The following is a 15,121-nucleotide window of genomic DNA, read 5'->3' as shown; positions in this document are numbered from 1 at the left end:
GGACAACATCATCGGATAGACAGCGGGCACGTGCGACGAGGGCCGTCCCGCTCCGGCGGCGCTCTATTCGCCAGCGCGTAACCAGGGCGCTTCTGTCAGCCCGGTTCCTCGCGTTTTGCCCGAGTTTGATGCGGTTTCTTATGCGAGTTAAGCGACAGTCGCGAGGTTTGCCATGAGGTAACTAGCCTAATAAAGCGCTCCGTCAACGTCGTCAGTTGCGGGCAACTCGAGATCACCACCGATCCACTCGGCGGGATGCTCCGAATCATAGGACGTGGATCACGTCCTAAGGCTCGCGCATGCGCGCGATCGCCGACCGTGATCGGTATTGGGGCTCGGGGAGTTGCGTCAACAGCGGCAGAACGGAGTGTTTGATGAGTTCATTGGCCACCGATCGTGTCGACCAATGTTCATCGGGTGAATTCTCGGCTCAACCTTTCGCGCTCTCTCCCGCGCAGGCGGCGCTGTATTACGCGCAGCGCATCAGGCCCGACATTCCGCTCACCATCGCGCAATACGTGGAGATCCACGGCGACCTCGACGTGGGCCGGTTGTTGTATGCCATCGAGCGTTTCGGGTCGGAGACCGAGGTCGGGCATGTGCGGCTGCTGGAGATCGACGGGGAACCGCATCAGGTGGTCGACCCCACCTGGCGGCCGGGCTGGAAACGCCTGGACCTGCGCGAGGAGCCGGACCCGCGGGCGGCGGCCCTGGCGTGGATGAACGACCACGCCAGCTCGCCCATCGATATCGAGAACGATCCGCTCACCATCAATGTGGTGCTGCGGACCGGGGATTCGGACTGGATCTGGTACACCCGCGGGCATCACATCGTCATCGACGGCTATGGGGCCATGAACGGCACCACCCGCGCGGCCGAGATATATACGGCACTGGAGAACCAGACCGAACCGGTCGTCTCCCGCGCCACGCCGCTGGCCACCATCTACGCCGACGAGAGCCGCTACCGCGAGACCACCCGCTTCCGCAGTGACGCGGAGTACTGGCGTGAACAGCTCGCCGGCGTCGGCGAGCCGATCACCCTGTCCGGCAACGGGATGCTGGCCCCCATCTCCGACTCCGGGCGGCGCACCGCCACCGCGGTGCTGGGACCGGAGCTGGAAGCGGCCATCGAAGCCGCGTCGAACACCTTCGGCACCAACAGCTCCGCGCTGTTCGTGGCCGCGCTCGCCTGCTACGTGCGGGCCATCACCGGCAATCAGGACGTGGTGCTGAGCCTGCCGGTTTCCGCGCGCACCACCGTGGCCCTGCGCCGCTCGGGCGGCGTGGTCTCCAATGTGGTGCCGATTCGCGTGCGGTTCAACGGATCCGACACCGTCGCCGACACCGTGCGCGCCATCGAATTGCAGATCACCGGCGCGCTGCGGCACCAGCGGTACCGCAGCGACGACATTCGCAGAGAATGCGGCTACTCGCGCGATGCCCGCGGCTTCTTCGGGCCGATGGTCAACCTCATGCTGTTCCACAGCGAATTGAAGTTCGGCAGCCTGGTCGGGGCCATCAACGTGCTCTCCACCGGGCCGGTCGAGGACCTGTCGATCAACCTCTACAACGGCGTCGGCAACCGCATCCACATCGACTTCGAGGCCAACCCGCGGCTGTACGGGGACGCCGAACTGAGCGTGCACCACGGGCGGTTCATCGACTTCCTGCGGCGCCTGGTGCTGGCCGAGCCGGCGACGCCCGTCGGGGATCTGCCGGTGCTCACCGAGCTGGAACGCGAACGGGTACTGCACGAATGGAACTCGACGCAGGTGGCCCGCCAGGAGGGCACGCTGCCCGGGCTCTTCGCGGAGCGGGCGGCCAGGTGCCCGAACCGGGTGGCGCTGGAGTTCGAGGGTGAGACGCTGACCTACGCGGCCTTCGACGAGCGGGCCAACCGGCTCGCGCGCGAACTCGTCGCGCGCGGCGCCGGGCCGGACACCTTGGTGGGCTTGGCGATTCGCCGCAGCCTGGACCTGCTGATCGGCATGTACGGCATCGTGAAGGCCGGGGCGGCGTACCTGCCCATCGACCCCGACCATCCGGCCGAGCGCACCGCGGCGATCCTCGAGCAGGCCGCGCCGCTGTGCGTGCTGACGGTGGCGCGCGACGGGCTCGAACTGCCCGCCGCCGCCCCGCGATTCGATATCGACACCGCCGATCTGTCCGAACGCGGCGGCCGCCCGATCACCGACGCCGATCGGATCGCGCCGCTGCGCGCCGATCATCTGGCGTACGTGCTGTTCACCTCCGGCTCCACCGGTAAGCCCAAGGGCGTCGGCGTCAGCCATGCCGCCATCGTGAACCGGCTGCGCTGGATGCAGCACGCCTACCCGCTCGACAACAGCGATGTGGTGCTCCAGAAGACCCCCGCCACCTTCGACGTCTCGGTGTGGGAATTCTTCTGGCCCTTGCAGATCGGCGCCCGCCTGGTCATCGCCGCCCCCGACGGGCACCGCGATCCCAGCTACCTGGCCCGCGTCATCGCCGAGAAGAACGTCACCACCGCCCATTTCGTGCCCTCCATGCTCTCGGTCTTCCTCACCGACACCGATGTGCGCGGCTGCACCGGCCTGACCCGGGTCTTCTGTTCCGGCGAAGCGCTGCCCGCCAAGACCGTCACCGAATTCCACACCGCGCTCGGCACCGGACCCGAAGCGCCGCAACTGCACAACCTCTACGGCCCCACCGAAGCCGCCGTCGACGTCACCGCCTGGCACTGCGTCCCCGGCACCACCGAGGTCCCCATCGGCTCCCCGGTGTGGAACACCCGCACCTACGTCCTCGACACGCGCCTGCAACCCGTCGCCCCCGGCGTGGTCGGCGAGCTCTACCTGGCAGGCGTCCAGCTCGCCCGCGGCTACCTGGGCCGTCCCGGCCTGTCCGCGGACCGCTTCGTCGCCAACCCCTTCACCCCCGGCACCCGCATGTACCGGACCGGCGACCTGGTGCGCTGGCGCGGCGGCCGCACCGGCGTCCTGGAGTACCTGGGCCGCAGCGACTTCCAGGTCAAGATCCGCGGCCTGCGCATCGAACTCGGTGAGATCGAGAACGCGCTGCTCACCGACGAACGCGTGGCCCGCGCGGTGTGCGTGGCCCGGCGCGGCCGCGGCGGCGACGAACTCGTCGCGTACGTCGTGGCCGCACCGGCGGCCTCGGCGGCCGGCCTCGAGACGCTCGACGCCGCCGAGCTCAGCGCGGCGCTGCGACTGCGGCTGCCCAGCTACATGGTGCCTTCGGTGATCATGGTGCTCGACGAACTACCGCTCAGCGCGAACGGCAAGGTCGACCGGAAGGCGCTGCCGGAACCGGGCAGCGGGGTCCGGCGTCCGGCGCGGACCACGCCGACCGGACCGCGGAATGCGGTGGAGCAGCAGCTGATCGGGATCTTCGCGGAGGTGCTCGGCACCGACGAGATCGACGTGGCCGACAACTTCTTCGACCTGGGCGGCAATTCGCTCTCGGCCGCGCGGGCCATCGCGCGGGTGAACGCCAGCGTCGGGGCGGCGCTGACCATTCGCGACATGTTCGAATCGGCCACCGTCACCGCGCTGGCGGCGCGGGTGGCGACGCCGCAGGCCGAGGTCGCCTCGCCGAAACTGCGGGCGGGGCAACGGCCGGAACGGATTCCGCTGTCGCTGGCACAGCAGCGGCTGTGGATTCTCAACCGGTTCGCCGAGCACGCCGCCGCCTACAACATGCCGCTCGCGGTGGAACTGACCGGGCCGCTGGATGTTCCGGCGCTGCGGGCGGGGCTCATCGATGTGCTGGAACGGCACGAAAGCCTGCGCACGATCTTCCCGGACACCCCGGAAGGGCCGTGCCAGCGCGTGCATCCGGCCGCGGAGATCCCGCTCACCCTGGAGCCCGTCGACGCCTACGACTCCGATGTGAACCAGCTGGTGACCGAATTCGCCGGCTACGGCTTCGATCTGCGCAGCCAGGCCCCGATCCGGGTGGCGCTCTACGCGACCGGGCCGGATACCCACGTGTTCCTGGTCGTGCTGCATCACATCAGCGGCGACGGCTGGTCGGTCGCACCGCTCACCCGCGACATCATGGTCGCGGTGGCCGCGCGAGCCGCCGGGCAGGCACCGGCGTGGACGCCGTTGCCGGTGCAGTACGCCGACTTCGCTTTGTGGCAGCGCGAATTGCTCGGCGACGAAGCCGATCCGGCCAGTGCGCTCTCGCGGCAGCTGGCCTACTGGCGGGCCGCGCTGGCGGACCTTCCCGATCAGCTGGACCTGCCGCTCGACCGGCCGCGCCCGCGCCAGCGCTCCACCGAAGGCGGGCGGGTGGAGTTCACCCTGCCCGCACAGATCCGCCGGGATCTGGCGGCGCTGGCCGCCGAGCGGGGTGTCAGTACCTTCATGGTGCTGCACGCCGCCCTCGCGGCACTGCTTGCGCGAGTGTGCAATTCGACCGATATCGCCATCGGCACCCCGATCGCCGGGCGCAGTGATCCGGCGCTCGACGACCTGGTCGGCATGTTCGTCAACACCCTGGTGCTGCGCACCCGCATCGACCCGGCCGCCGGCTTCGATCGCATGCTCGCCGAGGTCCGCGACACCGACCTCAATGCCTTCGCCAACGCCGACGTGCCCTTCGAACGCCTCGTCGAGGTGGTGAACCCGGAGCGGTCCGCCGCCCGGCACCCGCTGTTCCAGGTCATGCTCTCCTACGACAGCAGCCCGGAACTGCGCGTCGACCTGCCCGGGGTGGCGGCTCGCGTGCTGCCCATGGCCATGGACATCGCCAAATTCGATCTTCAGCTGACCGTGCACGAACCCGCCGGCAGCGCCGCCGAGGACGCGCCGCTCACCGCCGAATTCGGTTATGCCGCCGACGTTTTCGACCACGCCACGGTGGAGGCGCTGGCCCGCCGATTCGCGGCCCTGCTCGCGGCGGCGGTCGCCGACCCGGCCGTGCCGGTGGGCGACCTGCCGATCCTGGATGCCCGGGAGACCGCGAAGCTGGTGCCCATCATGGGGTCCCCGGCCGAACCGGCCAGCACCCTGGCGCGCCTGCTCGCCGACACCGCCGAACGCGTGCCCGACGCCGTCGCCGTGCGCTATCAGGGCCACGACACCACCTACCGCGAACTCGACGAACGCTCGAACCGGTTGGCGCGGGTGCTCATCGAGCACGGCGCGGGCCCGGAGGTGGTGGTCGCCATCGCGCTGCCGCGCAGCCTGGAGAGCGTTCTCGCGGTGTGGTCGGTGGCCAAGACCGGCGCCGCGTACGTGCCCATCGACCCGGACTATCCGTCCGACCGCATCGCGCACATGCTCGCCGACTCCGGCGCCATGCTCGGCCTGACCAATGCCGAACGGCGCGCCGAGATGCCGGATTGGCCGGGCAGTCGTGGCCGGCACCGCAAGTCGTACGTGGATTGGCTGCTGCTCGGCTCCGAGACCCTCGCGGCGGAGTGCGCGCAGCAGACCGACGCCCCGGTCACCGATACCGACCGGCACCATCCGCTGCGTACCGGCGGCCCGGCGTATCTCATCTACACCTCGGGCTCCACCGGCAAACCCAAGGCCGTCGTCGTCACCAACGCGGGCATCGCCTCGCTGGCGCACGAGCAGATGCAGCTGTTCCGCGTCACCGATGCCGCACGCACCCTGCACTTCTCCTCGCCCAGCTTCGACGCCTCGGTGCTGGAACTGCTGCTCGGCTTCGCGGCCGGCGCCACCATCGTGGTCGCGCCCGCCGGGATCTACGGCGGCGCCGAACTCGCGGCGCTGCTGCGCGCGGAACGGGTGACCCATGCCTTCGTCACCCCGGCCGCGCTGGGCACCGTGCCCGCCGACGACCTGCCCGATCTGGAGGCCGTGATCGTCGGCGGCGAAGCCTGCCCCGAGGATCTGGTCCGGGTCTGGACCGCCGACGACGCGCGACCCGCCGGAATGCCGGTGCGGCGCATGCACAATATGTACGGCCCGTCCGAGGCCACCGTCGCCGCCACCGCCACCGGGCCCATGGTGGCGGGGCGGCCGGTGCCCATCGGCCTGCCCGTGCGCGGTATGCGACTGTTCGTGCTCGACGGCCGCCTGCACCCGGTGCCGCCGGGTGTGGCGGGCGAGCTGTATCTGTCCGGGCCCGGCCTGGCGCGCGGCTATCTCGGCCGGCTCGGCCTGACCGCGCAACGCTTCCCGGCCAACCCGCACGGCCGCCGCGGCGAACGCATGTACCGCACCGGCGATCTCGTGGTCGCCGACGGCACCGGGCAGCTGCGCTTCCTGGGCCGCGCCGACGACCAGATCAAGATCCGCGGCTTCCGGGTGGAGCTGCGCGAGATCGATCACGTGCTGCTGGCGCATCCGGGAGTCACCTTCGCGCTCACCGTGGTCCATCACGACGAGCGCGGAATCCCGCGCCTGGTCTCGTATCTCACCGCCGACACCGAGATCGATGTCCCGGCCGTGCTTGAGACCGCACGCGGCCGGCTGCCCGGCTACATGGTGCCCTCGGCGGTCAGCGTCCTGGAAACGCTGCCGGTCACCCCGTCCGGCAAGCTGGACCGGAAGGCGCTGCCCGCACCGGATTTCGTGGCCGCGGCCCCCTCCCGCGCCCCCGAAACCGAGGTCGAGCAGCAGGTCGCGCAGGTCTTCGGCACCGTGCTCGGTTCGCCCGTGCACGGTGCGGAGGACAACTTCTTCGAGATCGGTGGCAACTCGCTGCTGGCCACCCGCCTCACCGCGGCCCTGCACGCCGAATTCGGCGTGGAGCTGCCGGTGCGCGCCATCTTCGAGGTGCCCACCGTGGCCGGGGTGGCGGCCCGGCTGGCGGAAGCGCCCCGGACGCGGCGGGCGGCGCTGGCATTGCACACCCCGCGCCCGGAGCGCGTACCACTGTCGCTGCCGCAGCAGCGACTGTGGTTCCTCAATCGATTCTCCCCGGAATCGAGCGCCTACAACATCGCTTTCGTGCTGCGTATCGATGGCGATCCGGATCTGCCCGCGCTGCGGGCGGCGCTGGGCGACGTGGTGGAGCGGCACGAGGTGCTGCGCACCGTCTTCCCCGAGGACGAGCAGGGCGCCTACCAGACGGTCCTGGACACCGCGCAGTGCCTGCCGGTGCTGGAGGCCGTCGAAACCGACGATGTCGGCGCGCGCACGGCCCTGCGTTCGCTGGCCCGCCGCGGGTTCGATCTGGCGCACGAGATCCCGTTGCGAATGACGTTGCTGCGCACCGGGAATCGCCGTCACCTGCTGGGCATCGTGCTGCATCACATCGCCGCCGACGGCTGGTCGCTGGGCCCGCTCACCCGGGACCTCGCGGTCGCCTACACCGCCCGCCACGGCGGCGTCGCCCCCGCGTGGACGCCACTGCCGGTGCAGTACGCCGACTTCAGCCTGTGGCAGCGCGAATGCCTGGGCCAGGAGGCCGATCCCGAGAGCGCGGCCGCCATCCAGCTCGCCTACTGGCGGACGGCGCTGGCGGACCTGCCCGAGGAGATGCCGCTGCCCTACGACCGGGCCCGCCCGGCCGAACCCACCCAGCGGGCCGGCGCGGTGCGCTTCGAAGTACCCGAGGAACTCCAGCGGCGACTCGCCGAAGTGGCACGCGCCCACGGGGTTTCGCTGTTCATGGTGCTGCGCTCCACCCTGGCCGTGCTGTTGCGGGTGGTCACCGGCGGCCGCGACATCGTGATCGGCACCCCGGTCGCCGGGCGCACCGATACGCGCCTGGAAGAGCTCGTCGGCATGTTCGTCAACACCCTGGTGCTGCGCTCGGACGTGGACCCGGACCGCAGCTTCGCCGAACTGCTGCAAGCCGATCGCGATACCGAACTGGCCGCGCTCGCGCACGCCGAGGTGCCGTTCGAACGCATCGTGGAGGAGATCGGCGGCAGTGCGGGCGGGATGCGGCCGCTGTTGCAGGTCGCGCTCACCGTGCAGGAACCCGCGCCCGCGCTGCAATTGCCGGGACTGGGATTGGCCGCCGAGGAACTCGATATCGCGCTGGCCAAGTTCGATCTGGAACTGCGGGTGCTGCCCGGCGACGACGAGGACCGGATCTTCGAATTCGTCTACGCCGCGGAACTGTTCGAGCAGCAGACGGTGACCACCCTCGCCGAACGCCTGGTGCGGGTCTTCGACGCCGTCACCACCGACCCGCGGATCAAGGTGCGCGATATCGACGCGCGCACCGATATCGAACGCGAACTGCTCACCCCGGCGTGGGGTCCCGCGCCGGAGCCGCAGTGCAGCCTGGCCGCGTACTTCGCCGCCACCGCGCACCTCAACCCCGACCGGGTGTTCCTGCGCTACGAGGACACCGAACTGACCTACCTGCAATCGGACGTGTACTCCAATCGCCTGGCGCGAGCGCTCATCGCGCGCGGCCTCGGCCCGGGCGACCGGGTGGCGCTCGGCCTCACCCGCTCGGTGGAGTCGGTGCTCGCGGTGCTGGCCGTCGCCAAGGCCGGAGCCGCGTACGTGCCGGTCGACCCCAACTATCCGGCGGACCGGGTGCGGCACATGCTCACCGACTCCGGCTGCCGGGTCGGGGTGAGCCTCACCGCGCACGCCGACCGGCTCTACCGGGCCGGCGGCGACCATCCCGTCGATTGGCTGCTGCTCGACGACGCCGACCTGCTCGACGAACTCGAGGCGCTGGACGACGGCGCGGTCACCGATGCCGAGCGCACCGCCACCCTGTGGACCGCCGACCTGGCGTACGTCATCTACACCTCGGGCTCCACCGGAAAACCCAAGGGCGTGGCCGTCACCCACGGCGGCCTCTCCAACTTCGCCGACGAGATCCGCGACCGCATGCGGGTCGATCGCGAAGCCCGCACCATGCACTTCTCCTCGCCCAGCTTCGACGCCGCCGTCTTCGACCTGCTGCTCGCGGTCGGCTCCGGAGCCACCATGGTGATCGTGCCGCCGGACATCTACGGCGGTGACGAACTGGCCGCGCTGATGGATCGCGAAGAGGTCAGCCACACCTTCATGACCCCGGCCGCGCTGGCCACCATCGACCGGGACCGGTGGCCGCTGCCCAATCTGCGCGCGGTCATGGTCGGCGGCGAGGCGTGCGGACCGGAACTGGTGTCGCGCTGGGCGCCCGGCCGCATGATGTTCAACGGGTACGGGCCCACCGAGACCACCGTGGTGATCAGCATCGCCGGGCCGATGATTCCGGGGGAGACCGTCACCATCGGCGGCCTGGTGCGCGGCGCGCGGGCGCTGGTGCTCGACGAGCGCCTGCACCCGGTGCCGGTCGGCGTCCCCGGCGAGCTCTACCTCGGCGGACAGTCCTGTGCGCGCGGCTATTTCGATCGGCTCGGCCTCACCGCCACCCGCTTCGTCGCCGACCCGCACGGCCCCGAAGGCACCCGCATGTACCGCACCGGCGACGTGGTGCGCTGGACCGCCGACGGTGAGCTCGTCTACCTCGGCCGCAGCGATCACCAGGTCAAGGTGCGCGGGTTCCGGATCGAACTCGGCGAGATCGACGCCGTGCTCACCTCGCACCCCGCGATCCGGTTCGCGCACACCGAGGTTCGCGAGATCGCCGGCGAGCGGCGCATCGTGTCCTACGTGCTGCCGCTCGCGGTGGGCGCGGCGGAGAACGGTGCGGCCGAAACCCTCGGTGGGGGCGCGCCGGCAGCCTCGCGGGCGCTGGATCTCGACGAACTGCGCGCGCACTGCGCCGGACATCTGCCCGCGCACATGGTTCCGAGCAGCCTCACACTGCTGGACCGAATCCCGCTGACGCCGGTCGGCAAGCTCGATCGCGACGCCCTGCCCGAACCGCAGGCCGTGGTGGCCGTGGTGTCACGTGACCCCGAGACCGAGACCGAACGCCTCGTCGCCGAGGTGATGGGGGAGCTGGTCGGGGCCGAGGCGCTCGGCGCGGACGACAGCTTCTTCGAGGTCGGCGGAAACTCGCTGCTCGCCACCCAATTGGTGGCGCGGCTCGCGGCCGCCACCGGGGTACGGCTGGAGGTGCGGGCCGTGTTCGCCGCACCGACGGTGGCCGGACTCGCGGCGCAACTGGACACGGGGACGCCCTCGGGCGACCTGCTGCCCGAACCGCGCAAGCGGACCCGCCCGCAGCGGATTCCGCTGTCGGCGGCACAGCGGCGGCTGTGGTTCCTGGAGAAGTTCAACGCCTCCGGGGATCACGGGGAAGCGCTGGGCGCGTACAACATTCCGGTGGCGCTGCGGTTGCGCGGCAAGCTGGACGTGCAGGCATTGCGTGCCACGCTGCATGCGGTGCAGGCGCGGCACGAGACGCTGCGCACCGTGTTCCCCGAGCTCGACGGTGAACCGTGCCAGCGGATCCTGGAGGCCGGCGAGGCCGCCATCGGCCTGCCGGTGCGCACGGTCGACGAGGCCCAGGTGGCCGCGGAGATCCGGCGCACCGCGGCCGCGGGCTTCGATCTCGCCGCCCAGGTGCCGTTGCGTGCGGCGCTGCTGCGGCTCACCGGCACCGACGCCGAGGAGCACGTACTGGTGCTGGTCGTCCACCACATCGCCATGGACGGCTGGTCGCTGCAACCCCTCGCCGCCGATGTGGCCGCCGCCTACCGGGCGCACACCGCCGGGCAGGAACCGCAGTGGCCCGCGCTGCCCATCCAGTACGCCGATTACACGCTGTGGCAACAGGATGTGCTGGGCCGCGAGGACGACCCGGAATCGGTGATCAGCCGCCAGCTCGACTACTGGCGGCGCGCGCTGGACGGCATTCCGGAACTGCTCGCGGTGCCCGCCGATCGGCCGCGCCCGCCGGTGCCGAGCTATCGCGGCGGCACCGTCGAATGCCGGATCGACGCCTTCACCCATCGCGAATTGCAGGCGCTGGCAGCCGAACACGGCGTCACCATGTTCATGGTGCTGCACGCGGCACTGGTGGCACTGCTGCATCGACTGACCGCCGGTGACGACATCACCGTCGGCACCCCGATCGCCGGACGCGGGCACCCCGCGCTGGACCGCATGATCGGCATGTTCGTCGGAACCCTGGTACTGCGCACCGATGTCGACAGCGGCGCCGGCTTCGGCGACCTGCTGCGCGCGGTCCGCGACACCGACCTGGAGGCCTTCGCGCACGCCGACGTACCCTTCGAACGCCTCGTCGAGGTGCTCAATCCGGCGCGCTCGCAAGCCCATCACCCGATGTTCCAGGTGATGCTGTCGGTGCAGAACCAGCCCGTGCGAGTGCTGGAGCTGCCGGGCATGCGCATCGAGGCCGACGACGCCGACCCCGGCATCGCCAAATTCGATCTGCAATTCACCCTCACCGAATCCTGGACGCAGCGGCGCGAACCCGACGGCATCACCGTGTCGGTCAACTACGCCGCCGACCTGTTCGAGGCGGCCACGGCGCAGCGACTGGCGCAGCGGTTCGTGCGCTTGCTCGGTGCGGCGGCCGCGAATCCGGCCACCGCCGTGGGCGATCTGGAGCTCCTCGACGAAGCCGAATGGTCGGCGCTGGCCCCCGTGCGCGGCGCGGAAGCCGGTCTGCCGATCACCTTCCCGGAGGTGTTCGAGGCCGCCGCCAACCTCAACCGCAGCGCCATCGCGGTGCGGGCGGCGGGCACCCAGATCTCCTACGACGCCCTGGACCGCTGGACCAACCGCCTCGCCCGCGTCCTCATCGGGTACGGCGTCGGACCGGAAGTCCTGGTCGCCATGGGCATTCCGCGCTCGGCCGAATCGGTCGCGGTCACGCTGGCCATCGCCAAGGCCGGCGCCGCCTTCGTGCCGGTCGACCCGAACTATCCGGAACAGCGCATCAGCCATATGCTGCTGGATTCCGGTGCGGCCGTCGGCATCACCCTGGCCGCGCATCGGGAACGCATGCCCGACGGCGCCAATTGGACGGTGCTGGACGCGCCTTCGTTCCGGCGGCGCGTGCTGGCCACCTCCGATGCCCCGATCACCGATTCGGAGCGCACCAGCGCGCTGCGCATGGACAATCCGGCGTACGTCATCTACACCTCGGGCTCCACCGGCATCCCCAAGGGCGTGGTCGTCACCCACGGCGGCCTCTCCAACTTCGCCGCCGAGACCGCGCAGCGCTTCGACGTGCGGCCCGGCTGCCGCGTGCTGCACTTCGCCACACCGAGTTTCGATGCCGCCATGCTGGATCTGCTGCTGGCACTGGGCGGGGCCGCGACCCTGGTCATCACCCCGCCCGGGGTGGTCGGCGGGCAGGAGCTCGGGCAGGTGTTCGTCGAGGAAGGCATCACGCACGCCTTCATCACCACCTCGGCGCTGGGCACCGTCGACCCCACCGGCGTGACCGCGCTGCGGCACGTGCTGGTCGGCGGCGAGGCGCTGCCGCCGGACCTGGTGACCCGATGGGCTCCCGGCCGCAAGCTCTACAACGTGTACGGGCCCACCGAAACCACCATCGTCACGGTGATCTCGCAGCCGATGACGCCCGGCGGGCAGATCACCATCGGCGGACCCATCCGCGGCGTCGGCGTCAGCGTGCTCGACGGGCGACTGCATCCGGCCCCGGCCGGCGTCACCGGCGAACTGCATCTGGCGGGTGCGGCGTTGGCGCGCGGTTACCTGCGGCGGCCCGGAATGACCGCCCAGCGGTTCGTCGCCAACCCGTTCGGCAAGCCCGGCGAGCGCATGTACCGCACCGGTGACCTGGTGCGCTGGCTCGAAAGAGGCGGGCGCGCACGGGATATGGAGTACGTCGGCCGCACCGACCATCAGGTCAAGATCCGCGGCTTCCGTATCGAACTCGGCGAGATCGACTCGGCGCTCGCGCGGCACCCGGAGGTGGAGTTCGCCACCACCATCGGCCATCGCACCCCGGCCGGCTCCACCGCGCTGGTGGCGTATGTGAAGCCGCGCACCGGAACCGCGCCGACCGTCGCCGAACTCACCGCGCACGTGGCCGACCTGGTGCCCAACTACATGGTCCCGCAATCGATCATGCTGCTGGACCGGATCCCGCTCTCCCCGGTCGGCAAGCTCGACCGGAAAGCCTTGCCGGAACCGGTGTTCGCGGCCCGCGAGGGCTACCGGGCGCCGGCCAACCCGATGGAAGAAACCCTGTGCGCGGCCTTCGCCGAAGTACTGGGCATCGAACAGGTCGGCGCGGACGACGGGTTCTTCGAACTCGGCGGCAACTCGCTGCTCGCCACGAAGGTGGTCGCGCAGGTGCGGGCCGCGGGCGTCGAGCTGCCGGTGCAGGCCATGTTCGGCGAATCCACCCCGGCCGCCATCGCGCGCCGACTCGCCGACGCCGACGGTGACGCGGGCGCTGCCCTGCTCGCCGCGCTCGAGGCGCTGCTGCCGCTGCGCCCGGCGGGCGCGGACTCGCTGCCGCCGCTGTTCTGCGTGCACCCGGCCATCGGATTGTCCTGGTGCTTCGCCGGACTGGTCTCGCACCTGCCGCATGAGCGGCCGGTGTACGGCCTGCAAGCCCCGCACGTCTGCGGGGAAGAGAGCCACCCGAGCATCACCGAAGCCGCGAAATACTATGTGGCGCATATGAAAGAGGTGCAGCCGCACGGGCCGTACCACGTGCTCGGCTGGTCGCTCGGCGGGCTCATCGCCCACGAGGTCGCGGTGCAGCTGCAAGCCGGCGGCGACGAAGTGGCGCTGCTCGGTCTGATGGACAGCTACCAGCTGTCGGACCGCTGGCTCGAGCACGCCGTCCCGTCGGTCGCCGACATCATCGGCGAATTCGGCTCCGACCTGCTCGGCGGCGATACCGACGTGGACCAGCGGATGAACCTGCACGAGGCGGCCGAACTGCTGCGCAGCCGCCCCGGGCCGTTCGCCGCGCTCACCGTCGAGCACATGGAACGGCTCTACACCGGCTACACCAACGGCGCGGTACAGGCGCACGGCTTCCGGCCCCGCGTCTTCGACGGCGATCTGCTCTTCTTCACCGCCGCCGACGACGAGATCAACCTGGCCGACCCCGAACGCTGCGCCGCGGCGTGGAAGCCGTACGTCACCGGCACGGTGCACGACCAGAAGGTGCGCTGCCGCCATTCCGGAATGACCACCCCCGAAGCCCTGTCCGTGATCGGACCGGTACTGCGGGATCACCTGGCGGAGTTGGCAGCTCGCGCCGAACGGGAGGAGACCCGATGAGCCTCGCGGTGGAGATCAGAGGACTGGTCAAGTACTACGGCAAGATGCGGGTGCTGGACGGGATCGACCTCGAGATCCCGGCCGGCACGGTGATGGGCCTGCTCGGGCCCAACGGCGCGGGCAAGACCACCACGGTCCGCATCGTCACCACCCTGCTACGCCCGAGCTCGGGCGAAATCCGGATCGCGGGCATCGACGTGCTGAAGGACCCGGCCCGCGCCCGCACCCGGCTCGGGCTCTCCGGGCAGTACGCCGCCGTCGACGCCAACCTGTCCGGGTTCGAGAACCTGCGCATGGTGGCCCGGTTGTACGGCATGACCCGCAAGCGTGCCGCCGACCGCGCCGACGAACTGCTCGCCGCGCTCGGTCTCGAACACGCCGCCGGCCGCCGCGCCGGCACCTACTCCGGCGGTATGGCGCGGCGACTCGACCTGGCGGGCGCACTGGTGTGCCGCCCGCCGGTGGTGGTGCTCGACGAACCCACCACCGGCCTGGATCCGCGTGGGCGCCTGGACATGTGGCGGGTCATCGGCGAACTCGTCGACGACGGCACCACCGTCCTGCTCACCACGCAGTACCTGGAAGAGGCCGATCTGCTGGCCGACCGCATCACCGTCATCGACCGCGGGCGGGTCATCGCCCGCGGTTCCGCCGACGAACTCAAGACCTCCATCGGCGGCGACAAACTCACCGTCACCCTCGCCGCCGGCCAGGACCCCGCGCCCGCGCTGCGCGTGCTGGCCGGGGTCGGCGTCGGCGAACCGGGCCAGGACGCCAACGCCGATCAGGTGTTCGTGGTGGTCGGCGACGGCACCCGCACCATGGTCGAGGCGCTGCGCCGCCTCGACGACGCGGGCGTCTGCGTGCTCGACGCGCACGTGCACCGCCCCAGCCTCGACGACGTATTTCTCTCACTCACCGGCAAATCCGCCGAACGCGTCCCGCCGGTACGCACCAACCACGATGTGCAAGAGGAGATCTTGTCTTGACCACCGCAAACGCCACCCCGGCGGCGCCGCCCGCGCCGCCGGGGC

General features: G+C 70.7%; 2 protein-coding genes. Both read left to right on the top strand.

The genetic code is table 11. The annotated features are described in order from the left end of the window. The first annotated feature begins 374 nt into the window (after positions 1 to 374). Positions 375 to 14,087, top strand: coding sequence for a non-ribosomal peptide synthetase (locus tag NI1_RS17895; protein WP_084523416.1), 13,713 nt, complete (start codon positions 375 to 377; stop codon positions 14,085 to 14,087). Continuing rightward, on the top strand, positions 14,084 to 15,076 hold the full coding sequence (locus NI1_RS17890) for an ATP-binding cassette domain-containing protein (RefSeq protein WP_067821634.1): 993 nt from the start codon (positions 14,084 to 14,086) through the stop codon (positions 15,074 to 15,076). The genes NI1_RS17895 and NI1_RS17890 overlap by 4 nt, the downstream gene beginning before the upstream one ends. The last annotated feature ends 45 nt before the right edge of the window (positions 15,077 to 15,121 follow it).

This window comes from Nocardia inohanensis NBRC 100128, assembly GCF_001612945.1.
GTDB classification, from domain to species: Bacteria; Actinomycetota; Actinomycetes; order Mycobacteriales; family Mycobacteriaceae; genus Nocardia; species Nocardia inohanensis.
The sequence above is the reverse complement of the archived record's forward strand: the minus strand, read 5'-3'. Positions and strand labels throughout refer to the sequence as shown.

What these genes read in the sequence shown, in the direction of transcription:
- NI1_RS17895 (WP_084523416.1), top strand. Translation starts at nt 375, where the DNA reads ATGAGTTCATTGGCCACCGATCGTGTCGACCAATGTTCATCGGGTGAA.
- NI1_RS17890 (WP_067821634.1), top strand. Translation starts at nt 14,084, where the DNA reads ATGAGCCTCGCGGTGGAGATCAGAGGACTGGTCAAGTACTACGGCAAG.